Below are 24,022 nucleotides of genomic sequence, written 5' to 3' on the forward strand. Positions count from 1 at the left end.
TTAAGGACTGAGCGCGACGCGGAATCCATGCGTCGGGTAACGAACATTGGTATCGTAACCATCGCGGTTGGATGGCCGCACATACCGCGAATCGTTCTTCCAGGAGCCCGAACGCAGGACGTGCGAGGCGCAATCTCCACCGGTCCATGCCGTTCCGTCGCCGGGCGCACCCTGATAGGTCCTGTGCCAGCAGTCCTCGACCCACTGATCGACGCCGCCACCCATGTCGTAGAGTCCGAATGGGTTGGGCTTGAAGCTGCCGACTTTCCCCGGCTGCTCGGCGGCGAGGTCACCGCAATCCTTGCACCCGGCCATACCCGGCTGCAGCTTGTCGCCCCACCAATACTTGGTCTGCGTTCCGCCGCGCGCCGCGTATTCCCATTCGGCTTCGCTCGGAAGCCGGTAGGCCTTCTTCGCTGCCTGCGCGAGCCAGGCGGCGTATTGTTGCGCATCGGTCCAGCTCACATTGGCGACCGGCGCATCGTCGTTGCCGGCGGCGGTGAATCCACACGCCTTGGCAGCGGCGCATTCGTTCCACTCCTGCACTGTTACCGGATATTTGCCGATCGAGAACGGCTTGACCGAGACCTGGTGGACCGGGCGTTCGGTCGGATCATCATTGCTTCCCATTGCGAAGCTGCCGCCGCGAATGGCGACCATCTGGGGTTCGCGGAAGGGCGTCGCCGACGCCGGGGCGGGCGACGAAGCCAATGAAGGAGACGGTTGCGGCGTCTGCGTCGTCGCTTCGCGCGGCGAAGGCTGCGGGCTCGGGGATGCGGCCGGCGAAGCGGTCGGCGTCGCGGCCTGTTCGCCCACCCTGCCCGGCTGCGTCAGCAGATACCAGAGCACGCCGGCGGCAATGACCAGCACCATGATGGCCAGGAGAAACATCAAGGCATTCTCGCGCCGGCTTCGCGTCCTGCCGACGGCATCTGCGTCCGGTAGCACGCGATAGATCCGCACGGGATCGGTGATGTTCTTGACCTTGTGATCGCCAAGCGCCTCATAGCCGCACACCACCTTGTGCTTGATCTGCTCGTAGATCGCGCCGGAGATATAGACCTGACCGGGCTCGGCGATACCCTCGATGCGCGTGGCGATGTTGACGCCGTCGCCGTAGATATCGTCCGGCTCGACGATGACGTCACCGAGATTGACGCCGATCCGATATTCGATCCGGGAATGCTTCGGAAGCGAGGCATTGCGGCCGATGAGGTTCTGCTGGATGACGATACTGCATCTGACAGCTTCGACGGGACTATCGAAAATGGCGATGAAGCCGTCGCCCGTCGTCTTCACCAGACTTCCGTGGTGCTCGACGATGGTGGGCTGGATGAGATCCCGCTCGATCCGCTTGACGCGAACATGCGTGCCCTCCTCGTCGGCCTGCATCAAGCGACTGTAGGAAGCGATGTCACCGACAATGATCGCGGCGAGACGACGAGGCATTGCGCCGTGCGGCGGCTCGTCATGACTTCCGGATCTGAAATTGCGAATTTCGCCCACCGCGGGGACTCCACGAACCTACCAGAAGGCAGCCCCAGCATACGACTTCGAAAAGCAATCGTCTGTGAAAGCTATCACATTGATGAACTGAGACAATGTCGCAGAAATCATCCACATCAAGTTCCGGAAGGCGAAAGCGCCATGTCGATTGAACCTTCTCGACCCTGCCGATGACTAATGCGCCGCGTGGAACCATCCATCTCACTCCGCCCTGCGATCATCATGCAGCGACCTTGCGAACGTTGAACGTGTCGCACGCAGCGCGCGTCTAACAGACAACAGCTCCTGCTATGGTTGTCACGCACGCGAGGCCGTCATGAAGTTCTCTCTCTTTGCTGCCCTTACCCTCGCTGCGCTGACCGGCGCGGCCCACGCCGAGGAGGCCGACAAGGTGCGGGAGGCAAACAAGGCGGAGGCGGAGACCTTCAACGCGCGGATGTATGCAGGCGTGCCCGGCAACAAGGCCTATGCCTGCTTCGTCCGCCGCTACGATGCCGAGCACCTGGCGCGGCATCCGAAGCAGAAGGTCGCGTCGATGAAGCTGCTGGTGTCGGCTGAATACGATGAGGAAGACAAACAGCTCCACAACTCATTCCGGCTCGGCTTCAAATACCGCCATCGCTCCGGCGATTTCGATTCCAGCGGTTCATGCCACCATGTGGTGCTCGGGGACTACGGTGACGAAGTCCGTCTCGGCTGCGGCGTCGATTGCGAAGGGGGCGGCATCGAGGTGGCGCTGTCGAAGGACAACAAATCGGCCATCGTCCGGCTCGAGCGTGTCCGGGTCTGGCAGAACAACAAGCCGGACGACGAGGCCGAGCAATCGCTGGTCGCCGGCGCCGACGACAAGATTTTCCGCCTCGACCGTGCCGACAGCAGCGAATGCGCCTCGCTCGTCACCGACCGCAAGGAACTCGCCGCGCTCCGCCACAAGTGATATCTGTCCGGCCATCTCAGACGCATGATCCGCATGGCGGCGCTGCCGCTGTCGCAGCCCATGCGCAGTCGAGGGAGACGTCATGAACCGGCGCAATATCCTCTGGAGCGCGGTTTCCAGCTTGGGCGCGATGTTCGCTGCCCGAGGCGCGAAAGCTGCAACGGAGGCCAATGCGAGCGACAAGCTCAAGGTCGTCTATCACCTGAGCGATGCCGAGAAGGTCAGTTTCGTACTCGGCAACATCCAGAACCATATCGACGGCGTCGGCGGTCCCGAGCATGTGACGATTGCGCTGGTGATCCACGGGCCGGCGTTGAAGGCGTTTCACTCGGCGCACGCCAACCCCGATATCGGCAAGCGGATCGGCGATTTCTCCAAGGACGGCGTCGAGCTCGCCGCCTGCGGCAACACGATGAGGGCGCAGAACGTCACGCTCAGGGATCTGCTGCCCGGCTTCGTCAGTGCGGAGAAAGGCGGCGTGGTTCGTCTCGCCGAACTCCAGTCGCAGGGTTACATCTACTTGCGGCCTTGAAACACGATGAAGTTCGGCCGCTCACCGGGGACCACCTCTCCCCGGCGGGAGAGGTGGTCCGAGCTCTGGGTTCGCATCGCTTCAACAAGAACTCATCCCGCTTGACTCATCCATAACTCTTCGGTTATGGATTATTTCATAACCGATGGGTTATGGATTAGAGATGTCGAGCACCCCCGACCTGCTGTTCAAAACCCTGGCCGATCCGACCCGACGGTCGATCTTCGAGCGGCTATGCCGCGACGGGGAGCAGACGGTCGGGGCGCTGACGGCCCGATCCGGCGTTTCACAGCCGGCGGTCTCGAAACATCTTGGCGCGCTGAAGCAGGCGGGGCTCGTGCGCGACCGCCACGAGGGCCGCCAGACCCATTACAGCGCAGAGCCCGGCGCGCTGAATCCGCTGATCGACTGGACGAGCCAGATGGCCGGATTCTGGCAGAACCGGCTCGATGCGCTCGAATATCTCCTGAAGAGGATGGACCAATGACAGAAGCTGCGACTGAGCTGCGCTCCGTGATCATCGAACGCGAGATGGCTTTTCCGCCGGAAAGGGTCTGGCGCGCGCTGACGCAGCCGCATCTGATCGAGGAATGGCTGATGAAGAACGACTTCAAGCCCGTCGTTGGCCACAAGTTCAACCTTCGCGGCGAGTGGGGCGGCGTGCTGGACTGCGAGGTTCTCACCATCGAGCCGCATAGAAGCCTCGCCTACACCTGGAATTTCACGCACGAGGACGCGAACTTCGATCTCAGAAGCGTCGTGACCTTTACGCTCACCCCGGCGGGCGGCGGCACCCATCTGCGCGTGGAGCAGGCAGGTTTCCGGCCCACCCAGAAGCAGGCCTATGGCGGCGCCCATGCCGGGTGGAAGCAGTTCTTTGCAAAACTCGAGGAGGTGCTGGCGCGGACGGAGTGAGCTCCACGACCAGCATCCCCTACCCCACCATCTTCACTCGAGAGGAGGTCCCATTGACCTGGAATATGCGGATTCGCCAGATCCATCGCTGGCTTTCGATCGCGTTCACGCTAGCCGTCATCGCCAACGTCGTCGCCATGACCCAACAGGTGCAGGCTCTGTGGGTGGGCCTCTTGGCGCTGGTCCCGCTCATCCTGTTGCTCGCGAGCGGCCTTTATTTGTTTGCGCTACCGTATGTGGCCGGCCGCCGCATGGCGGGTGAAACAAGCCAGTGAGTTGGCCGAACGGAAGGTAGAGGCAAGCGAGATCATGAAGAAGATCGCAACAGCAGCCAAGAAGACCGGCAGCGAGGCGGAAGGGGCTTCAGCATCCCATTTGATCGACGCGAAAATCCAGGAGCTTGGCGATTGGCGAGGCAAGATGTTGAGCCGGCTCCGGACCCTGATCAGGGAGGCCGATCCCGACGTCGTCGAGGAATTGAAGTGGCGCGGCGTGCCGGTGTGGTCGCACGACGGAATCATCTGCACGGGCGAGACCTACAAGGCCGCCGTGAAGATGACTTTTGCAAAGGGCGCGGCGCTGGAGGACCCCGCGGGCCTCTTCAATTCCAGTCTCGAAGGGAATGTGAGGCGCGCCATCGATTTTCCCGAGGGCGCGAAGATCGACGAAAAGGCGCTGAAAGCGCTCATCCGCGCGGCCGTCGCCCTGAACACGTCCAAAGCCAAATCCAAGACCAAGGCCAAAGGCAAATCTGCCAAAGCTTCGGCTTAAGAAGCTCAAGCGGGTCGAGAACTCTCCCCCGTACGGAGAGGTGGCGGCGTCAGGCCGCCGCCGGCAGCGGCCGCGGGCTCACGACGTATTCGCGCACAACCTTGTCGTTGGCATCGACCTCGATCAGCGAGACGTCATAGGTCCAGAGATCGGCGAGATGCTGAAGCACCCGCTTGGCGTCGGTCTCGTTGAGCTGCGAGCCCTTGATGACGTGGTGGTGCAGGATCAGCCGGCGGTCGCCGGACAAATCGACGTCGACCACCTCGATATTGGCGTCGATGAAGCCGACATCATGCTGCCGCGCCAGCTCACGCCGCACCCGGCGGAAGCCGCGCTCGTCGTGAATGGCATCCACCCGGATTCCGGCGCGCTCCTCGGGATCGTCGTGCAGGTGGAACATCCGGAAGTGCCGCATCAGGCGCGGACTGAGGAACTGGCCAATGAAGCTCTCATCGCGATAGTTGGCCCAGACGTCGCGCAGCACGCCCATCACGTCGCCTTTGCCGGCGATGTCCGGGAACCATTCGCGGTCCTCGTCCTCGGGCTTGCTGACGATGCGCTCGATGTCCTGCATCACAGCGAAGCCGAGCGCATAGGGGTTGAATCCGGAGAAGCGCGGATCGTCGAATTCGGGCTGGAATACGACGTTGGTGTGCGATTGCAGGAATTCGAGGAAGTTGCCGTCGCTGATGCGGCCCTGCTGGTGCAGCTTGCTCATGATGCGATAGTGGACGTAGGTCGCCGTCCCCTCGTTCATCACCTTGGTCTGGCTCTGCGGGTAGAAATACTGCGCGATGTGCCGGACGATGCGCAAGAGCTCGCGCTGCCAGGGCGCCAGCCGCGGCGCGCTCTTCTCCAGGAAGTAGAGCAGGTTTTCCTGCGGCAGGCCCAGCAGCTTGCGGCGGCGTTCGATGCTGAGCGCGGATCGGCTCTTGGCCGCTCCCTTCGGCACGGTGCGCCAGAGGTCGTTGAAGACCTCCTCCTCGTGCTGGCGGCGCCGCCCTGCCCGCTTCTCTTCGGCGCGCAGGTCCAGCTTCTTCTTGCCGGGATAGCGGTCGATGCCGTGCGACATCAGCGCATGGGCGGCATCCAGCGTGCGCTCGACCTCGATGCGGCCGTGGCGCTCCTCGCAACTCGCGACGTAGTTCTTGGCGAAATCCAGATAGTCCAGAATACCGTCGGCGTCAGTCCACTGCTTGAACAGATAGTTGTTCTTGAAGAAATGATTGTGGCCGAAGGCGGCGTGCGCGATCACCAGCGTCTGCATCGTCGCCGTATTCTCCTCCATCAGGTAGGAGATGCAGGGCGAGGAGTTGATCACGATCTCATAGGCGAGCCCCATCAGGCCCTTGCGATAGGAAGCCTCGTGGAACGCGAAGTGCTTGCCGAACGACCAGTGCTTGTAGAACAGCGGCATGCCTACGGACGAATAGGCATCCAGCATCTGCTCGGCGGTGATGACCTCGATCTGGTTCGGATAGACGTCGAGCCCGAGATCCTTTGTCGCCAACTCCTCGCAGGCGTCGTGAACGCGCTGCAGGGTGTGGAAGTCCCAATCCGCACCTTCGAACAATCGTTCCGTCATGGAGCGGCCTTCTCCTGGGTTTCGCGGCGCTGGAACAGGTCGTGGAACACCGGAAAAATCTCGCTGCGCTCGCTGACCTTGCGCATCGACAGCGGCGCGCCGGTGTTGCGCAGGCGGTCATAGAGAGTCCAGAGCGAGGAATCGGACAGATCGAAGGCACTGCCGCCGGACTCGCCGACTTCGAGATAGGCAAAGAACTGGCAGACAGGAAGGATCTTCTCCGTCAGCAGCATGCCCGCGAGCTCGCCGTCGGAATAGGAATTGTCACCGTCGGAGGCCTGGGCCGCGTAGATGTTCCAGTCCGCCGGATTGAAGCGCTCGCGCACGATCTCGTGCATGGCCTGGAGCGCGCTCGAGACCAGCGTGCCGCCGGAGGCCGGGCCGTAGAAGAAGGTCTGCTCGTCGACCTCCTCGGCGCGGTCGGTGTGGCGGATGAAGACGATCTCAACATGCTTGTAACGGCGCTTCAGGAAGACGTAGAGCAGCATGTAGAAGCGCTTGGCGAGATCCTTCATGTGCTCGGACATCGAGCCGGAGACGTCCATCAGACAGAACATCACCGCCTGCGCGACCGGCTTCGGCACCGTCTCGAAGCGCCGGTAGCGGATGTCGAGCGGATCGATGAAGGGAATGCGCTTGGCTTTCGCCTTGAGCTTCGCGAGCCGGGCGAGGAGCTCGGCGCGCCTGTCCTCATCGGTACATGCGTCGATCTCGGCTTCCAGCTCATCCATCTCGCTCTTGCGCGGACGGCGGAGCGCGATGCGGCGGGCGAGCGCAAGCTGCACCGTCCGGCTCACGGAGATGTTGGCGGGCGATCCCGAGGTGGTATAGCCGGCGCGTTGGATGCCCTCGCTCTCGGTCTCCGCGATCTTGCGCTTGGCGAGATCAGGGAGTTCGAGGTCGTCGAGGAAGAGATCGACGAACTCGTCGCGGCTCAGCACAAACCGGAAGGCGTCTTCGCTGTCGCCCTCGCCGGGACCCGAATCCTTGGCGCTGCCCTGGCCCGAGCGGGGCAGATAGTCGCCCTCGACGAACTTCTTGTTGCCGGGCAGCACCATGTCGCGCGTGCCGCCCTCGCGGCGGAAGCGCGGCTCGTGCATGCCGTCGAGCGGGATCGTGACCTCACCACCCTCCAGGACGTCCCTGATGTCGCGTTCCTGCGAGGTCTTCTTGACGGCGCCCTGCACCAGGGATTTGGCCCGACGCAAGAACCGCTGACGGTTCTCAAGACTCTTGCCGCCTGGATTCAGGCGCCTGTCAATGATGTGAATGGCCACTTTCTCATCCGCCTCAACCGGCTTGCTTCACCCGCATGTACCATTCGACCAGCCGGCGAACCTGACGCTCGGTGTAGCCGCGCTCCACCATGCGTGCGACGAACTCGCCGTGCTTCTTCTCCGTCTCGCCGTCCTTCTTCGACCCGAACGAGATCACCGGAAGCAGGTCCTCGACCTGCGAGAATATCCGCTTTTCGATCACGTCGCGAATCTTCTCGTAGGAGGTCCAGTTCGGATTCTTGCCGCTGTTCTGGGCCCTTGCTCGTAACGAGAACTTGACCACCTCGTTCCGGAAATCCTTCGGATTGGCGATGCCGGCCGGCTTCTCGATCTTGGTCAATTCCTGGTTCAACAGTTCGCGATCCAGGAGCTGGCCGGTGTCGGGATCCTTGAAGTCCTGATCCTCGATCCACGCATCTGCATAGTCGACGTAACGGTCGAACAGGTTCTGGCCGTAGTCTGCGTAGGATTCCAGATAGGCCTTCTGGATCTCGTTGCCGATGAATTCGGCGTAGCGCGGCGCGAGTTCCGCCTTGATGAATTCGAGATAACGCTTCTCGGTCTCCTCCGGGAGCTGCTCGCGGCGGATCGCCTGTTCGAGCGCGTACATCAAGTGAACGGCGTCGGCGGCGACCTCCTGCGGATCGTGGTTGAAGGTCGCTGCCAGGATCTTGAAGGCGAAGCGCGTGGAGACGCCGTCCATGCCCTCGTCGACGCCGGCGGCGTCGCGATATTCCTGGACGCTGCGCGCCTTCGGATCGGACTCCTTCAGGCTTTCGCCGTCATACACCCGCATCTTGCCGAACAGGGTCGAGTTCTCGTGCCGGCGCAGGCGCGACATCACCGAGAACCGCGCCATCGTCTCCAGCGTCGACGGCGCGCACGGCGCCGATGCCAGCTCGGAGCCCTGGATCAGCTTCTCGTAGATCTTCTGCTCTTCGGTGACCCGCAGCACGTACGGGACCTTGATCACGCAGATGCGGTCGATGAAGGCTTCGTTGTTCTTGTTGGACTTGAAGCTCGTCCACTCGGCCTCATTGGAGTGCGCCAGGATGATGCCGCTGAACGGGATCGCGCCGATGTTCTCGGTGCCGATGTAGTTGCCTTCCTGCGTCGCCGTGAGCAGCGGGTGCAGCATCTTGATCGGCGCCTTGAACATCTCGACGAACTCGAGGATGCCCTGGTTGGCGCGGTTGAGGCCGCCGGAATAGCTGTAGGCGTCGGGGTCGTTCTGCGCGTAGGTCTCGAGCTTGCGGATATCGACCTTGCCGACCAGCGAGGAGATGTCCTGGTTGTTCTCGTCGCCGGGCTCGGTCTTGGCGACCGCGATCTGGCGCAGGCGCGACGGCTGGATCTTGGCGACGCGGAATTGCGAGATGTCGCCGCCGAAGGCTTCGAGCCGCTTGTAGCACCACGGGCTCATCAGGCCGGTGAGGCGGCGGCGCGGAACGCCATACTTCTCTTCCAGCACCGGCCCGAGCTGATCGGGATCGAACAGGCTGAGCGGGCTTTCGAACACCGGGCTCAACTCGTCGCCGGCCTTCAGCACGTAGATCGGTTGCACCTCCATCAGCGACTTGAGCCGCTCGGCGAGCGAGGATTTGCCGCCGCCGACCGGGCCGAGCAGATAGAGGATCTGCTTGCGCTCTTCGAGGCCTTGCGCGGCGTGGCGGAAGAAACCAACGATGCGCTCGATCGTTTCCTCCATTCCGTAGAAGCCGGCGAAGGCCGGATAGGTGCGTATCGTACGATTCAAAAAGATACGGCCAAGGCGTGGGTCCTTGGCCGTGTCAATCGTCTGGGGGTCACCGATCGCAGCTAGTAGTCGTTCGGCCGCATTCGCGTACTTCATGGGATCGCTTCGACACGATTCCAGATATTCCGCCATCGACATGTCGTGCTGGCTTCTCGCCTCGAACGACCGAGCGAAAGCGTTGAATAGAGAATCGTTGTACATGATCCCTCTCCGCATGAGTTCCGCTACACAAGCTGAAACGAAAGCAGTTACCGGACCGTTCCTCAGCGCCCGTCTCGAATCAGCGTGAGCACATGACGATCATTGGACACCCTGGCCCCTTCTCCACGCAACGCACAACGTAGGCATTCGGGTGGGTTACGAACAGGCACTTGCCCGTTATTTATGCGAATCTATACCTGTATTCGCTAATTTCCAGCAAATGTCGCCTCACCGCAACATCCGGGCATTACCGGGGATCGTTCATCCGGCACCGCAGCATAGCCGTTCACCAACGGCAGCTTTATGACGCTCGTGCGGCGAAGCTTTGCGCGCCATGACTCCCGCTGCAACGCGGTGCGTGAATCGCTCGCAGCCTGACGGTCGCGACAGGCGCGCAGCAGTGTATCAAAATCGGTCGTCACCCAACCCGGCGACGCAGCCGTTTGGTCAACTGCAGGAGAGCTGCCGCGGCAACAGCGACGTCAGCGTCAGCACAACCATCTTGCGGCCGCGGCATTCATCAGCCGAAACATCCGCGATCAGTCCCAAACCAGACATTCATGACCGCTGCGGGGCGCACGGACGCCGCAGGCGGTGACAAGGCCGTCCGACAAATCGACGGCAAGGCTCGCACCGAGCAAGGTCACCACCGAACCCGCCGCGACAGCCAGCCAAAGCGAGACGCACATCGACCGATTTCGAAATCGCACAATTCATCTGCGTCGGCCGCACCGGCCAATTTGCGAATTGGCAGCGACGGCCGTCCCGATGTGCGTGGATACTTGCCCCAGCGTGGCTGTTCATGACCTAGCCGACGCGGCACGCCTCGCGAGCAAACACCCGCTGACGACACTCCGCTCAGCGCCAAGCCGACGCTACGCAACCAGTCTTCGACCGAACGATCCCGGCCGAGGACTTTCACGCAACATAACAACCCGCCCGGATCGCCATGATCTCAACGGAGTTTACCCAGAGTATGACACCCATACCCTTGATTGGTTCCCTCCCGGGAGCATGTTAGCTAGAGAATAGCGCGTCAGGACCGGCGCGGGAACCCCTCGCCCGCAGGCTTGGAGAGAAATAGACATCATGAATCCCGTCAAAGAACTGGAAAAGCACGGACAGGCCGTATGGCTGGACTTTCTGGCCCGCGGCTTCATTGCGAAGGGCGACCTGAAGCGGTTGATCGACACCGATGGCCTCAAGGGAGTGACCTCCAACCCCTCGATCTTCGAGAAGGCGATCGGCAGCTCGGACGAGTACGACGCCTCGATCGGCAAGGCGCTCAAGCGCGGCGACCGGACGGTGACCGAATTGTTCGAGACCGTTGCGGTCGAGGACATTCGGAGCGCTGCCGACGTGCTCCGCCCGGTCTATGACAGCCTCAAGGGCCATGACGGCTATGTCAGCCTGGAGGTCTCGCCCTACCTCGCGATGGACACCGCGGCTACGGTCGCCGAGGCGCGACGCCTCTGGAAGGACGTCGATCGCAAGAACTTGATGGTCAAGGTGCCGGCAACGCCGGAGGGCCTGCCGGCCATCAGGCAGCTCACCAGCGAAGGTCTCAGCATCAACATCACGCTGTTGTTCTCCAAGGCGGTCTATCTGGAGGTCGCCGAGGCCTATCTTGCCGGTCTCGAAAAATACGTCGCCGACGGCGGCGATCCGTCGCACGTGGCGAGCGTCGCGAGCTTCTTCGTCAGCCGGATCGACACGATGGTCGACAAGCAGCTCGACGAGAAGATCGCACGCGCCAACGATCCCAGCGAAAAGGAGCGGCTCGCCGCGCTGAAGGGCAAAGTCGCGATCGCCAATGCCAAGCTCGCCTACCAGGACTACAAGCGCCTGTTCTCTGGCCCGCGCTGGGAGAAGCTCGCCGCGAAGGGAGCCAAGCCGCAACGGATGCTGTGGGCGTCCACGGGGACCAAGAACAAGGAGTACAGCGACGTCCTCTATGTCGAAGGGCTGATCGGCCCGAATACCATCAACACGATGCCGCCGGCCACGCTGGAGGCGTTCCGCGACCACGGCAAGCTGCGCGATACCCTGGAGGAGAATGTCGACGAGGCGAAGGCCGTGCTGGAAGAGCTGGAGCGCTCGGGCATCTCGCTCGATGCGATCACCGAAGAGCTCGTCAAGGACGGCGTCAAGCAGTTCGCCGACGCCGCCGACAAGCTTTATGGCGCAGTCGCCCACAAGCGCGCCACCGTGCTCGGGCCGGCACTCGACCGCCAGCACCTGTCGCTCGGCGACGGGCTCGGCAAGGCGGTGACCAAGAGCGCTGAAGAGTGGCGCGCTTGTGCCAAGATCCGCAGGCTCTGGCAGCGCGACAAGTCGGTCTGGACCGGTGCCGACGAGGACAAATGGCTCGGCTGGCTCGACAGCGCGGCGAAGGCCGACGTCGCGGACTACGCGGACTATGCGAACCGCGTGAAGGGCCAAAAATTCTCCGACGCCGTCGTGCTCGGTATGGGTGGATCGAGCCTCGGGCCCGAGGTGCTGGCCGAGACGTTCGCACGGAAGTCCGGCTTTCCGAAGCTGCATGTGCTGGATTCCACCGATCCGGCGCAGGTGCGGGCGATGGAGGCCAGCATCGACATCGCCAACACCGTTTTCATCGTCTCCAGCAAGTCCGGCGGCACCACCGAGCCGAACGCGATGAAGGATTACTTCCACGAGCGCGTGGCTCAGGCGGTCGGTTCATCCGTCAAGACCGGCCATCGCTTCATCGCGGTGACTGATCCCGGCTCGTCGCTGGAGAAGGCGGCCAAGCAGCTCGGCTACGCCCGCATCTTCCACGGCGAGCCCTCGATCGGCGGACGCTACTCGGTGCTCTCGCCCTTCGGTCTCGTGCCGGCGGCAACCGCAGGCATCGACGTCAAGACCCTGATCAAGCACGCGCTCTCGATGGTGCGCTCGTGCGGGCCGGACGTGCCGCCGCAAGAAAATCCTGGCGTGCAGCTTGGTCTTGCGATGGGCCTCGCCGGCCTCGAGGGCCGCGACAAGGTCACGATCCTGTCGTCGAAGAAGATCGCCGATTTCGGCGCCTGGGCCGAGCAGCTCATCGCGGAATCGACCGGCAAGGAAGGCAAGGGCCTGATTCCGATCGACGGCGAGCCACTGGGGAATCCCTCGACCTACGGCAACGACCGCTTCTTCATCGACATCCGTACCGAGGGCGAGGCGGATGCCGACCATGACGCGAAGCTCACCGCACTCGAACAGGCCGGCCATCCGGTCGTACGCATCGTCATGAAGTCGATCGACCATCTCGGCCAGGAGTTCTTCCGCTTCGAGATGGCGACGGCGGTGGCCGGCGCAATCCTCGGCATCAATCCGTTCGACCAGCCGGACGTGGAAGCGGCCAAGATCAAGACGCGGGAGCTTACTGCGGCGTTCGAGAAGACCGGCGCGTTGCCGGCCGAAGAGCCAGTCGTCAGCACGGACGAGGCCGATCTCTACACCGACGAGGCCAACGCCGCAGCGCTGCGCGCTGCCGGGGCGAACGGCGACCTCACCTCCTGGCTGAAGGCACATCTTTCCCGCTCCAACCATGGCGACTATGTCGCCCTGCTCGGCTACATCGCGCGCGACAATGCCACCATCGATGCGCTCCAGGCGATGCGGCTGGAAGTGCGCGAGAAGCGTCATGTCGCGACCTGCGCCGAGTTCGGCCCGCGCTTCCTGCACTCGACCGGGCAGGCCTACAAGGGCGGGCCCGACAGCGGCGTGTTCCTCCAGATCACGGCAGACGATGCCAAGGACCTTGCCGTGCCGGGCCAGAAGGCGAGCTTCGGCGTCATCAAGGCGGCGCAGGCGCGCGGTGATTTCGACGTGCTCACCGAGCGCGGCCGCCGCGCGCTTCGCGTGCACCTGAAGGGCGGCCTCAAGAAGGGTCTCGCGGCGCTCAACGCCGCGCTGTCGGACGCGCTCAACTAGGGAATATCGCGATGCAACTCGGCATGATCGGCCTCGGCCGGATGGGCGGCAACATCGTTCGCCGCCTGATGCGCAACGGCCATTCAACCGTGGTCTATGACAAGGACGCCAACGCCGTCGCCGGCCTCGCCGCAGACGGCGCGCAAGGCGCCTCCACGCTGGAAGAGTTCGTCGCGAAACTCGAGCGGCCGCGCACGGCCTGGGTGATGCTGCCGGCCGGCCGCATCACCGAGACGACGATCGACGCGCTTGCGGGCGTGATGCAGGCCGGCGACGTCATCATCGACGGCGGCAACACGTTCTGGCAGGACGACGTCCGCCGCGGCAAGGCGCTGAACACGCGCGGCATCCATTATGTCGACGTCGGCACCTCCGGCGGAGTCTGGGGGCTGGATCGCGGCTATTGCATGATGATCGGCGGCGACAAGGCGGTCGTCGACCGGCTCGATCCGATCTTCGCCGCGCTGGCGCCCGGCGCCGGCGACATTCCGCGCACGCCGGGACGCGAAAACCGCGACCCCCGTATCGAACAGGGCTACATCCATGCCGGTCCGGTCGGCGCCGGCCACTTCGTCAAGATGATCCACAACGGCATCGAATACGGCCTGATGCAGGCCTATGCCGAGGGCTTCGACATTCTCAAGAATGCCAATATCGAGGCGCTGCCGGCGGATCACCGCTTCAACTTCGATCTCGCCGATATCGCCGAGGTCTGGCGGCGCGGCAGCGTGATCCCGTCCTGGCTGCTCGATCTCACCTCGACGGCGCTCGCCGACAGCCCGGCGCTGTCGGAATATTCGGGCTTCGTGGAGGATTCCGGCGAAGGTCGTTGGACCGTGAATGCGGCGATCGACGAGGCCGTGCCGGCCGAGGTCCTGACGGCGGCCCTTTTCGCACGTTTCCGTTCCCGCAAGGAACACACCTTCGCCGAAAAAATTCTCTCGGCGATGCGTGCGGGCTTCGGCGGCCACAAGGAGCCGAAGAAACCGGACGCGTCGAAGCCCGAGTAAGAAGCTGAAGTAAGACGCAACAATACGAAGGCCAGTTGTTCGTGACCAAAGACCCGCAGCCAAAGCGCAAGCCGGAAAATTGCGCCTTCGTCATCTTCGGCGTCACCGGCGATCTGACCCATCGGCTGGTGATGCCGTCACTGTACAATCTCGCCGCCGAGAACCTGTTGCCGGAAAAGTTCTGCGTCGTCGGCGTGGCTCGCAGGGGCATGTCGAATGACGAATTGCGCGACAGCCTGATGAAGGGCCTGCGCCAGTTCGCGACACGCCCCGTCGACGACGTCGTCGCCCAGCAACTCCTGCAATGCGTCACCTTCGTCGAGGCCGATGCGAAGGATCCTCCGTCCTTCGATCACTTGCGCGAACACCTCGACGCGCTCGAATGCTCGCGCGGCACCGGAGGCAACCGGCTGTTCTACCTGGCGACGCCGCCGGCGGCGTTCGCGCCGACCGCGCGCGAGCTCGGCCGCACCGGATTGATGCAAGAGAACGGCGCCTGGCGCCGGCTCGTGATCGAAAAGCCGTTCGGCACTGATCTCGCCTCGGCGCGCGCCTTGAACGCCGAGCTCCTGAAGATCATGGAAGAGCACCAGATCTACCGGATCGATCACTACCTCGGCAAGGAGACGGTGCAGAACATCATGGTGCTGCGCTTTGCCAACGGCATGTTCGAGCCGATCTGGAATCGCAACCACATCGACCACATTCAGATCACGGTCGAGGAAAAGCTCGGCGTCGGCCATCGCGGCGGTTTCTACGACGCCACCGGTGCACTGCGCGACATGGTGCCGAACCATCTGTTCCAGCTCATGTCGCTGGTCGCGATGGAGCCGCCGTCCCGGTTCGACGCCCATGCTGTGCGCTCCGAAAAGGCCGAGGTGCTGACCGCGGTCCAGAAGCCGAGCGAGGAAGAGGCGCTGAGAAGCTCGGTCCGCGCGCAATATCTGGCCGGGCGGATCGGCGACGACGATATTCCGGACTATCGCAAGACCGCGGACGTCAAGCCCGGCAGCACCACCGAGACCTATGTCGCGCTCAAGCTGATGATCGACAATTGGCGCTGGGCCGGCGTGCCCTTCTACTTGCGCACTGGCAAGGCGCTGGCCCACAAGCGCACAGAGGTCGCGATCAAGTTCAAGCAGGCCCCGCTGTCGATGTTCAGCGGCACGGCAGTGGACCGCCTCTCGCAGAATTTCCTCACCATAGGCATCGCACCGACCGAGACCATCGAGCTGCAATTCAATGCCAAAATTCCCGGACCGAGCGTCACGATCGACGGCGTCGAGATGAAGTTCCGCTACGGCGACTATTTCAAGGCCGATCCCAGCACGGGCTACGAGACGCTGATCTACGACTGCATGATCGGCGACAACATCCTGTTCCAGCGCGCCGACGGCGTCGAAGCTGGATGGGAGGCGGTGCAGCCGTTCCTCGATGCCTGGAAGAGGGCCGGCACCAACGGTATCGAGACCTATCGCGCCGGCAGCGAAGGCCCGGCCTGCGCCAATGAGTTGCTGAAGCGCGACGGGCGAAGCTGGCGAAAGTATTCGTGATGGCTGCGGCCGACCAGCCGAAATTGATCGTCGAAGCTGACGCCGAGGCGCTGGCGCAAGCCGCAGCCGAACGCGTGATGGCGCGCATCGCGGCCAACCCCGGCCGTATCGCGATTTGCCTCACCGGCGGATCGAGCCCGAAGCAGCTCTATCAATTGCTCGGGAGCGAGGCCTGGCGCGGCAGAATTCCCTGGGAGCGCGTGCACTGGTTCATCGGCGACGAGCGGTTCGTGCAGGACGGCGATCCCCTCAACAACATGGCGGTGGCACGCGCGATCTTCCTCGATCACAGCGCACCGCCTGGCCACATTCACCCGATCCCGACCGCGACCGAGAATCCCGATCGCAGCGCCGAGGCCTATCAGCGCGAGTTGCAGCTCTTCTACGGCGCGGATCGGCTCGATCCATCGCGCCCGCTGTTCGACATGGTCCTAATGGGCGTGGGACCGGACGGCCACACCGCCTCGCTGTTTCCGGGCTATCCTGCGCTCGATGAGACCGCGCGCTGGGTCGTCGGCGTGCCGACGGCCAATGTCGCGCCTTTCGTGCCGCGGGTCTCGCTCACCCTGCCCGCTCTCGCCTCATGCCGCGAAATGCTGTTCGAGATCGCCGGGCACGACAAGCAGGCGATCTTGACGCGCCTCGTCAATGGCGAGAATCTGCCGGCGTTACGCGCGCGCTCGAATGGCGAGACCGTCTGGCTGGTCGACCAGGCCGCGCTTCCGGAGGGGATTCGTGGCGGGCGTTGAAGCACCTTGTGCGTTGATCGTGATGGGCGTGTCGGGCTCGGGCAAGAGCACGGTCGCGAAAGCACTCGGCAAACGGCTGGGCTGGCGTTTTGAGGACGGGGACAGCTTTCATCCGCCGAGCAATGTCGAGAAGATGCGGGCGGGCCACCCCCTCACCGACGAGGACCGCTGGCCCTGGCTCAACGCCATCGCCGACGAGATTGCGCGGGTGTGCAAGGCAGGCGAACACGTCATCATCGCCTGCTCGGCGCTGAAGCATGCCTATCGTGACGTGCTGTTACGTGGACGCGACGACGTCCGGTTCGTCTTCCTCAAGGGCACGCAGGAGTTGATCGCCGACCGGCTCGCCCATCGCAAGGGCCATTTCATGCCGCCGGAGCTATTGACCAGCCAGTTCAGGACACTGGAGCCGCCGGAAAATAGCGAGCACGCGATCACGGTCTCGATCGACGAAACCGTCGAGGCGATCGTCGGGGATATCGTGCGGCAGTTGAAATTCGACGGCGAGAAGCACGAGGCCATGTCATGACGCCGATCTCGCTCGTGGTCTCCGACGTCGATGGCACGCTGCTGACCAAGGACAAGACGCTGACCGACCGCGCCAGGGCCGCGGTACGGCGGCTGCACGCGGCCGGCATCGGTTTCACCATCACTTCGAGCCGCCCCGCGATCGGCATGCGCTTTCTGATCGAGCCGCTCTCGATCACCCTGCCGGTCGGTCCCTTCAACGGCTCTTCGATCATCGATACACAGATGAACCCGGTCGAGCAGCACCTGATCCCGCGAACGGCGGCCGAGCGCTGCCTGCAGATCCTCCGGGAATTCGGCGCCGACATCTGGCTCTTCACCGCCGACAAATGGCTGATCGACAATCCCAAGGGCAGCTACGTCGCGCATGAGGTGCACACGATCCGCGCCGACCCGACCATCGTTGCGGACTTCACGCCGTACCTCGCCAGTGCCTGCAAGATCGTCGGCGCAAGCGCCGATGCGGCGGGGCTGGAGGCCTGCGAGAAGGTGATGCAGGAGGCGCTCGGCAGAGAGGCGACCGCGGTGCGTTCGCAGACCTATTATCTCGACATCACCCCGCCCGGATTCAACAAGGGCACCTTCGTGCAGGCAATGGCGCAGCGCCTCGGGATTGCGACCGACGCGGTCGCCACCATCGGCGACATGCAGAACGACCTCGCGATGTTCCGCGCCAGCGGCTATTCGGTCGCCATGGGCAATGCCGCCGACAACGTCAAGCAGCAGGCGATGCACGTGACCGCGACCAATGAGCAGGACGGCTTTGCCGCGGCGATGGAGATGATATTGAAGCGGAACGGAAGCGGCTGAACCGCTACTGCGAGCGCTGCATCGCCGGCTTTTCGCTTTCCTGTCGCGCAGCCGACAGGTTGTGGGCAGTGTTGACCAGCGCGATGTGGGTCAGCGCCTGCGGGAAATTGCCGGTCTGGCGTCGCGCGTCGGGATCGTACTCCTCGGCCAGGAGTCCGACGTCATTCGCAACCGCGACGACGCGGTCGAACAACATCTGCGCCTTGTCGAGATCGCCCGCCAGCACACAGGCGTCGGCCAGCCACAGGGTGCAGGCGAGGAACGCACCCTCGAGCGGCTGCTGCTCCTCGGACACTTCGCGCGGATCATGCCGCAGCACGAAACCGTCGCGCATCATGCATTTTTCGACGGCGGCGATGGTGCCGCGGACGCGCGGATCCGTTGCCGGCAAAAAGCCGACCGAGGGCAGCAGCAGCACGCTGGCATCGAGCAGCTTCGAGCCGTAAGATTCGACAAAGGCATTCTCTCCTGCGTCGAAACCCCTGTTGCAGACGTCGCGATGGATGGCTTCGCGCAAGGTGCGCCAATGCAGAAGCGGCGCCTTGAAGCCGAAGGTCTCGGCGCTCTTGATGCCGCGGTCGAAGGCCACCCAGGTCATCACCTTGGAGAAGACGTAGTGCTTCGGCTCGCCGCGTCGCTCCCAGATGCCGTGATCGGGCTGGTCCCAGACCTCCGCGAGGTGGTTGAGCACAGCACATTCCAGCGCCCAGCTCTCCTCGTCGAGCTTCAGCTTGGCCATGCGTGACTGGTGGAACGCGTCGATCAACTCGCCGTAGACGTCGAGCTGGAGCTGCGCATGCGCGGCATTGCCGACCCGCACCGGCTTCGCCGCCTCATAGCCGTCGAGCCAGCCCGCCTCCCATTCGAGCAGCCGCCTTTGGCCCCAAATGCCGTACATGATCTGCATGTTCGACGGCGAGCCGGCCGCCGCGCGCAACAGCCAACTATGCCAGGCCGCGGCTTCCTCGGTGTAGCCCGAATTCATCAGCGCGAGCAGGGTGAAGGTGGCATCGCGCAACCAGCAGAAGCGGTAGTCCCAGTTCCGCGTCCCGCCGAGCTTTTCCGGCAATGACGTGGTCGGCGCCGCGACGATGCCGCCGGTCGGACCGAAGGTCAGTGCCTTCAGCGTGATCAGCGAGCGCACGATGAGATCGTGGTAGTCGCCATCCCGGCTGCACTGGCTGCACCAGCCGTTCCAGAAGGTCTCGGTCTCCTGAAACGCGATCTCGGGATCGATCGGCTCGGGTACTGCGAGATGCGAGGGGCCATAGGTCAGCACGAAGGGCACGGTCGCGCCGGCCTTCACCTCGAATTCGGCAACCGTCGTCAGATCCTTCCCCCTTGTCTCGACCGGCGTCCGCAGCACGGTCATGTCCTGGCCGCAGACGGCCAGCAATGCGCCGTCCTCGGTTCGCCGTACCCAGGGAATGTCGGCGCCGAAGCCGAAGCGGATCACGAGCTGCATCCGCATCTTCACCATGCCATTGATGCCGCGCACCAGCCGCACGATGTCGGACGCCTTGCCCCGCGGCGGCATGAAATCGATCAGCGCGACGCTGCCGCTCTCGGTCTCGAAACGTGTCTCGAGGATCAGCGTGTTGCCGAGATAGCGCCTCGACGTGTTCGTGGCAGGGTCATTTGGCGCGATCAGCCAGCGACCGTTCCTGTACGTCCCGAGGATAGCCGCAAAACAGGCGTCGGAATCGAAGGCCGGCCAGCACAACCAATCGATCGAGCCGTTGCGGCCGACCAGCGCCGCAGTCTCGCAGTCGCCGATCAGTGCGTAGTCCTCGATCCTCACCGACAATTCGTTGCCATCCTGCGAAGGGACGGGAACTCAACTCCCGCCGACTGACGAACGTTCCCGCGTCGCCGCCTTCAAAGCCGCGAGATCGACGCGTGAGGCAATCCTGTCGAGCGCAACCGGCAGCCGCTGGCGCCAGTTCGGGTGCTCATCGATCGTGCCGGGAATGTTGGGCTGGTCGATCACGCCCAGCAGATCTTCCAGCGATACCGCCAACAGCCGCGACGGCGTGCGCGACAGGAAGGTGAGCACCGAATAGAGATCGTTGGCGTGAATGCCGTTGACGCGCAGGATCTCGTCGAGCATGCCGAGCGCATGCCAGCGCGCCTCGTCGTTCTCACCGGGGTCGATTCCGAGCGAAAGCTTCATCTTCAGATCGCTGAAGGAGCGCCAGCCGGCATAAGTGCAGAGATCGTGCGTGTTCAGCGTGACCAGCGCGTTGGGCCTGTAATGATCGACGTTGCGAAAATGACCGGCGTCGTCGCGCTCGAACATCATGACGAGATAGGACCAGATGCCCCAGTCCTGCATGGTCTCACGGAAGCCTTCCGGCACGGTGCCGAGATCCTCGCCGATCACGATGCATTTGTGCCGCGCGCTCTCGCGCGCCACCGCCGCCAGCAGCGCCTCGAACGGCATCTGCACATAGGCACCATTGTCCGGCTTGAAGCCGCGCGGCACCAGATAGAGCCGCTTCAGGCCGAGCACGTGATCGAGCCGGATCGCGCCGGCATGGCGCATCGAGGCGGCCAGCATCGCGGCAAACGGCACGAAGGACTGCGCTTCCAGGCCCCCCGCATTGAAGCCGGCAAGACCCCAGTCCTGGCCGACGGTGTTGAGCACGTCGGGTGGCGCGCCGACGGCGAGATGGCGGGAAATCGCCATCTGCTCGTTCCAGGCATCGAAGCCGTTGGACTGCACGCCGACGGCAACGTCGAGATAGAGCCCGACCTTCATGCCGAGCTGGGTCGCAAGCACCTTGGCCGCCTGCAATTGCGACTCGGCGGTCCATTGCGCGAATTCGACGAACTCAACCTCGCGCTTATCGGGACCATTGCGCAACTCGGCGAGTTTCGTCTCATCCGGCTGCCGCCATTCCCGCGGCCATTCCCACCAGGGGCCGGCGAAGCGATGCCGCAGCACCTCGAAGCAGGCAAAGCGTGACAATAGCGGTGCGCGCTCGGAGCGGAATGCCGCAAACTCCTGCCGGCGCGTTTCGCTCGCCTTCTTCACAAAACTGTCAAAGGCGGCGCGCAGGCCCCGCCATTTCAACGTCGCCATGTCGGCGTAGGGCACGCGGTCGCCTTCGCGCAGGCGCGCGGCAATCGCGGCAGCATCCGGGAGCAGGTCGGACGAAAACTCGGGGATTTTTTCAACGTCGATATAGAGCGGATTGAGGAACAGCCGGCTGTTCGGCGAATAAGGGCTGCAATCGCTCGGATGGTCGTCGAACAACACATGCAGCGGATTGAGGCCGACGCCGTCGGCGCCAAGCTGCCGGGCAAGCCGGACGAGACCGGCAAGATCGGTGAAATCGCCGATGCCCCAATTGCGATCGGAACGAACACTGTAGAGCTGCACCGCGAGCAGCCAGCCACGATCGAAGTCGCCCCCAAAGGCGCGCTCGGGGGCCACGATCATCGGCACTTCTTCCGTCGCGCCGTCAGCATCGGTCAGTGTCAACCGGTGATAACCGGCCGGCAGACCGGCCGGCCAAGCAATCACCGGCTCGCGCGTTTCGCCTTGCGCGATTACGTTGAAATTGCCGGTGATTTTCCATTGCAGCGGCAACGCGCCGGTTGCCGTCAGTTCGGTACGTGCATTCGCCAGGGCGCGAACCACGACCGGCCCATGGGCGAAGCGGTAGACACGCTTCTCCGGCAGGGCGTCGAGGATGGATTTCAAGGCGTCGGGCGCAGTGACCCGCAGCTTTCCCAGGGCGTCGATGAATTCGGACTGGACGCCCTTGATTTCGGCTTGAGCTAAAAGATCCATTCGGCACGCAGTTTGCAGGCCACCCTTTTGCCGGGGGCATCGATTTTGATGAAGCGAAGGAAGACGTTAGTCAGGGGTAACTCGCAGACCGCACCTGCCGTTCCCAGGCGGAACCAATGACACACAAGCGGCTTTCTATATAGGTACCGAGCGTCGGTTCCCGACAAGGGAAGCGGGATCCTGTTTTGTTGTCAATGGCATCACCGTGAACAAGACAATTCAAACCGTCGAGAGCGCCGCAGCCCGCAGCGCTTTCCTCATTGAGGACGTCTATCCGTTGATCGACGGGGGCCGCTTCGCCGTGAAGCGGATCGCGGGCGAGCGGGTCGAGGTCTGGGCCGACATCTACCGCGACGGCGACGCCGTGATCAGCGCCGCGCTGGTCTGGCGCCGCGAGCAGGATCGCGACTGGCGGCACGAGCCGATGAGCCAGCACGGCAACGACCGTTGGTTCGGCGCGTTCGTCCCGACGGAGCCCGGGCTGTATCTCTATGCCGTCCAAGCCTGGACCGACGAATTCGCCACCTGGCGTCATCGGCTGGAGCGGAAGCAGCTTTGCGGCGCCGACATCACGCTCGACGCGATCGAGGGCGCCGGCCTTCTGACCAAGGCGCATGGCGTGCGGCGGGACGCCGCCTCGATCATCCTGAGACAATGCGAGGACTATCTTCAGACCGGCGAGGTCGCGCCGCTGCTCGCGGCCGAGCTGAGCGAGGCCATGGCCGAGAGCCAGTCGCGCCCCGACCTGACCCGCTCCCCGCTCTTCCCGCTGAGCGCCGAACGTGACAAGGCGCGGTTCAGCACCTGGTACCAGATGATGCCGCGCAGCCAGAGCGCTGTGCCCGGTCGGCACGGCACGCTCAGGGACTGCATCGCGCGCGTGCCTGACATCGCCGCGATGGGATTTGACGTGCTCTACTTCACGCCGATTCACCCGATCGGCCGCACGCGGCGCAAGGGCCGCAACAATTCCCCGATCGCGACCGAACACGATCCCGGCTCGCCCTATGCCATCGGCGCTCCCGAGGGCGGGCATGATGCCCTGCATCCCGCGCTCGGCACGATCGAGGATTTCCGGGCGCTGATCGCAACTTGCCTCGAATATGGCGTGGAGCTCGCGCTCGATTTCGCGGTGCAATGCTCGCCGGATCATCCCTGGCTGAGGCAGCATCCGGAATGGTTCAAATGGCGGCCGGACCGCTCGGTGGGCACCGCGGAGGGCCCCTATCCCGATATCGTCATCCCCGACTTCGCCTGCGTCGACAGAATCGCGCTGTGGGGCGCGTTCCGCGATGCAATGCTGTTCTGGATCGATCATGGTGTGACCATTTTCGCCATCGACAATCACGACACCGCGCCGCTCCCGTTCTGGGACTGGCTCATCCGCGACATCCGTCGCCGGCACCCCGAGGTCATCCTGTTCGCAAAGACATTCACCCGACCGAAGCTGATGAAGGGGCTCGCAAAGCTCGGCTTCGCGCAGTCCTTCACCTACTTTCCCTGGCGCACCCAGAAGTGGGAGCTGGAGCAATATCTCGGCGAGCTCGTCAATTACCCGGAGCGGGATTTCTATCGCCCGAACCTGTTCGTCAACACACCTGACCTGTTGCCATATCATCTGCAGAACGGTGAGACCTGGATGTTCAAGTCGCGCGTTGCGCTGGCAGCGACGCTGTCGGGCAATTATGGCATTTACAGCGGGTTCGAGCTCCTGGAACACGGCGCCATTCCCGGCCGGGAGGAGTATCTCGATTCCGAGAAATACGAGATCCGGCAGCGCGACTGGAACCAACCCGGCAACATCAAGAGCTATATCGCCGAGCTCAATCGCATCCGCAGCGAAAACACCGCCCTTCAACAGACGGCCAATCTGCGGTTCCTCGGCATCGAGGACGGCGAAACGGTCGCGTTCGTGAAGCAGGCGGGTGATCCGGCCAGCACCGTCGTGGTAGTGGTCGCCCTCTCGCGCCGTGTGCGCGAATTCTGGCTGCCGCTGGGCGACGTCACGGTTGACGCCGGTGGGCAGCGGCACCACGTTGCGGTCCTCGAAAACCTCCTGACAGGCGAACAGTCCCGCATTGAATGGGGCGGGATCAGGTTGCGTATCGATCCTGACCTTGATCCGGCGCTGCTGTTTCGCTGCCTGGCGTAGGG

19 protein-coding genes are annotated in these 24,022 nt (G+C 63.5%); 13 read left to right on the forward strand and 6 right to left on the reverse strand.

Features of this window, described 5'->3' with window-relative positions:
* The gene (locus MTR72_RS01455; protein ID WP_280965947.1) at positions 1–1,506 is read right to left on the reverse strand and encodes an SUMF1/EgtB/PvdO family nonheme iron enzyme; all 1,506 of its coding nucleotides are present in this window, start codon (positions 1,504–1,506) and stop codon (positions 1–3) included.
* 316 nt (positions 1,507–1,822) lie between these two features.
* Between MTR72_RS01455 and MTR72_RS01460 the strand changes: the two genes are divergently transcribed.
* The 6 genes from MTR72_RS01460 (at position 1,823) to MTR72_RS01485 (ending at position 4,661) form a co-directional block, all read left to right on the forward strand.
* Positions 1,823–2,443, forward strand: a complete 621-nt coding sequence (locus tag MTR72_RS01460; RefSeq protein ID WP_341510017.1) for a hypothetical protein — start codon at positions 1,823–1,825, stop codon at positions 2,441–2,443.
* Positions 2,444–2,525: 82 nt separating this feature from the next.
* The gene (locus MTR72_RS01465) at positions 2,526–2,975 is read left to right on the forward strand and encodes a DsrE family protein (protein WP_280965949.1); all 450 of its coding nucleotides are present in this window, start codon (positions 2,526–2,528) and stop codon (positions 2,973–2,975) included.
* 163 nt (positions 2,976–3,138) lie between these two features.
* On the forward strand, positions 3,139–3,462 hold the full coding sequence (locus tag MTR72_RS01470) for an ArsR/SmtB family transcription factor (RefSeq protein WP_280965950.1): 324 nt from the start codon (positions 3,139–3,141) through the stop codon (positions 3,460–3,462).
* Positions 3,459–3,890 carry an SRPBCC family protein gene (locus tag MTR72_RS01475; RefSeq protein ID WP_280965951.1) on the forward strand — a complete coding sequence of 144 codons (432 nt, stop codon included), beginning with the start codon at positions 3,459–3,461 and terminating at the stop codon, positions 3,888–3,890. Before MTR72_RS01470 ends, MTR72_RS01475 begins: the two co-directional genes overlap by 4 nt.
* A gap of 53 nt (positions 3,891–3,943) precedes the next feature.
* Entirely contained in the window at positions 3,944–4,165 is a 222-nt protein-coding gene (locus MTR72_RS01480; RefSeq protein ID WP_280965952.1) for a hypothetical protein, read from the forward strand.
* 34 nt (positions 4,166–4,199) lie between these two features.
* The gene (locus MTR72_RS01485) at positions 4,200–4,661 is read left to right on the forward strand and encodes a DUF1801 domain-containing protein (RefSeq protein ID WP_341510088.1); all 462 of its coding nucleotides are present in this window, start codon (positions 4,200–4,202) and stop codon (positions 4,659–4,661) included.
* A gap of 49 nt (positions 4,662–4,710) precedes the next feature.
* Here the strand turns inward: MTR72_RS01485 and MTR72_RS01490 are convergent, their stop codons facing one another.
* Genes MTR72_RS01490 through MTR72_RS01500 form a run of 3 tightly spaced genes read right to left on the reverse strand, consistent with a single transcriptional unit; the run spans position 4,711 to position 9,480 of the window.
* A complete protein-coding gene (locus MTR72_RS01490; protein WP_280965954.1) occupies positions 4,711–6,246 on the reverse strand; it encodes a SpoVR family protein in 1,536 nt (511 codons plus the stop codon).
* Complete coding sequence (locus MTR72_RS01495) at positions 6,243–7,517, reverse strand: YeaH/YhbH family protein (RefSeq protein ID WP_280971081.1); 1,275 nt, start codon at positions 7,515–7,517, stop codon at positions 6,243–6,245. Before MTR72_RS01495 ends, MTR72_RS01490 begins: the two co-directional genes overlap by 4 nt.
* A gap of 19 nt (positions 7,518–7,536) precedes the next feature.
* The gene (locus MTR72_RS01500) at positions 7,537–9,480 is read right to left on the reverse strand and encodes a PrkA family serine protein kinase (protein WP_280965955.1); all 1,944 of its coding nucleotides are present in this window, start codon (positions 9,478–9,480) and stop codon (positions 7,537–7,539) included.
* Between the two features lie 1,089 nt (positions 9,481–10,569).
* Between MTR72_RS01500 and MTR72_RS01505 the strand changes: the two genes are divergently transcribed.
* Genes MTR72_RS01505 through MTR72_RS01530 form a run of 6 tightly spaced genes read left to right on the forward strand, consistent with a single transcriptional unit; the run spans position 10,570 to position 18,069 of the window.
* Positions 10,570–13,419, forward strand: coding sequence for a bifunctional transaldolase/phosoglucose isomerase (locus MTR72_RS01505; protein ID WP_280965956.1), 2,850 nt, complete (start codon positions 10,570–10,572; stop codon positions 13,417–13,419).
* Between the two features lie 11 nt (positions 13,420–13,430).
* Positions 13,431–14,429, forward strand: coding sequence for a phosphogluconate dehydrogenase (NAD(+)-dependent, decarboxylating) (gene gnd / locus MTR72_RS01510; RefSeq protein WP_341510018.1), 999 nt, complete (start codon positions 13,431–13,433; stop codon positions 14,427–14,429).
* Between the two features lie 41 nt (positions 14,430–14,470).
* Entirely contained in the window at positions 14,471–15,982 is a 1,512-nt protein-coding gene (gene zwf, locus MTR72_RS01515; protein ID WP_280965958.1) for a glucose-6-phosphate dehydrogenase, read from the forward strand.
* The gene (pgl, locus tag MTR72_RS01520) at positions 15,982–16,731 is read left to right on the forward strand and encodes a 6-phosphogluconolactonase (protein WP_280965959.1); all 750 of its coding nucleotides are present in this window, start codon (positions 15,982–15,984) and stop codon (positions 16,729–16,731) included. Before zwf ends, pgl begins: the two co-directional genes overlap by 1 nt.
* On the forward strand, positions 16,718–17,260 hold the full coding sequence (locus MTR72_RS01525) for a gluconokinase (protein WP_280965960.1): 543 nt from the start codon (positions 16,718–16,720) through the stop codon (positions 17,258–17,260). The genes pgl and MTR72_RS01525 overlap by 14 nt, the downstream gene beginning before the upstream one ends.
* Positions 17,257–18,069: an HAD family hydrolase gene (locus MTR72_RS01530; RefSeq protein WP_280965961.1), complete on the forward strand. Its 813-nt coding sequence runs from the start codon at positions 17,257–17,259 to the stop codon at positions 18,067–18,069. Before MTR72_RS01525 ends, MTR72_RS01530 begins: the two co-directional genes overlap by 4 nt.
* A gap of 4 nt (positions 18,070–18,073) precedes the next feature.
* On the opposite strand, the gene MTR72_RS01535 is transcribed toward MTR72_RS01530, so the two are convergent.
* Both MTR72_RS01535 and malQ read right to left on the reverse strand, forming a co-directional pair.
* Positions 18,074–19,876, reverse strand: a complete 1,803-nt coding sequence (locus tag MTR72_RS01535) for a glycoside hydrolase family 15 protein (protein WP_280965962.1) — start codon at positions 19,874–19,876, stop codon at positions 18,074–18,076.
* A gap of 30 nt (positions 19,877–19,906) precedes the next feature.
* Positions 19,907–21,868, reverse strand: a complete 1,962-nt coding sequence (malQ, locus tag MTR72_RS01540) for a 4-alpha-glucanotransferase (protein WP_280965963.1) — start codon at positions 21,866–21,868, stop codon at positions 19,907–19,909.
* A 205-nt stretch (positions 21,869–22,073) separates the two neighbouring features.
* On the opposite strand from malQ, the gene MTR72_RS01545 reads away from it, so the two are divergent.
* Positions 22,074–24,020 carry a maltotransferase domain-containing protein gene (locus MTR72_RS01545; protein ID WP_280965964.1) on the forward strand — a complete coding sequence of 649 codons (1,947 nt, stop codon included), beginning with the start codon at positions 22,074–22,076 and terminating at the stop codon, positions 24,018–24,020.
* Positions 24,021–24,022 lie beyond the last annotated feature (2 nt).

It is taken from the genome of Bradyrhizobium sp. ISRA442, assembly GCF_038085055.1.
GTDB lineage: Bacteria > Pseudomonadota > Alphaproteobacteria > Rhizobiales > Xanthobacteraceae > Bradyrhizobium.

Excerpts from the sequence above, each read along its gene's own strand:
- pgl (WP_280965959.1), top strand. The coding sequence starts at position 15,982 with ATGGCTGCGGCCGACCAGCCGAAATTGATCGTCGAAGCTGACGCCGAG.
- MTR72_RS01490 (WP_280965954.1), bottom strand. The coding sequence starts at position 6,246 with ATGACGGAACGATTGTTCGAAGGTGCGGATTGGGACTTCCACACCCTG.
- MTR72_RS01530 (WP_280965961.1), top strand. The coding sequence starts at position 17,257 with ATGACGCCGATCTCGCTCGTGGTCTCCGACGTCGATGGCACGCTGCTG.
- MTR72_RS01485 (WP_341510088.1), top strand. The coding sequence starts at position 4,200 with ATGAAGAAGATCGCAACAGCAGCCAAGAAGACCGGCAGCGAGGCGGAA.
- MTR72_RS01475 (WP_280965951.1), top strand. The coding sequence starts at position 3,459 with ATGACAGAAGCTGCGACTGAGCTGCGCTCCGTGATCATCGAACGCGAG.
- malQ (WP_280965963.1), bottom strand. The coding sequence starts at position 21,868 with ATGGATCTTTTAGCTCAAGCCGAAATCAAGGGCGTCCAGTCCGAATTC.
- MTR72_RS01460 (WP_341510017.1), top strand. The coding sequence starts at position 1,823 with ATGAAGTTCTCTCTCTTTGCTGCCCTTACCCTCGCTGCGCTGACCGGC.
- MTR72_RS01500 (WP_280965955.1), bottom strand. The coding sequence starts at position 9,480 with ATGTACAACGATTCTCTATTCAACGCTTTCGCTCGGTCGTTCGAGGCG.
- MTR72_RS01505 (WP_280965956.1), top strand. The coding sequence starts at position 10,570 with ATGAATCCCGTCAAAGAACTGGAAAAGCACGGACAGGCCGTATGGCTG.
- MTR72_RS01470 (WP_280965950.1), top strand. The coding sequence starts at position 3,139 with ATGTCGAGCACCCCCGACCTGCTGTTCAAAACCCTGGCCGATCCGACC.
- MTR72_RS01465 (WP_280965949.1), top strand. The coding sequence starts at position 2,526 with ATGAACCGGCGCAATATCCTCTGGAGCGCGGTTTCCAGCTTGGGCGCG.
- gnd (WP_341510018.1), top strand. The coding sequence starts at position 13,431 with ATGCAACTCGGCATGATCGGCCTCGGCCGGATGGGCGGCAACATCGTT.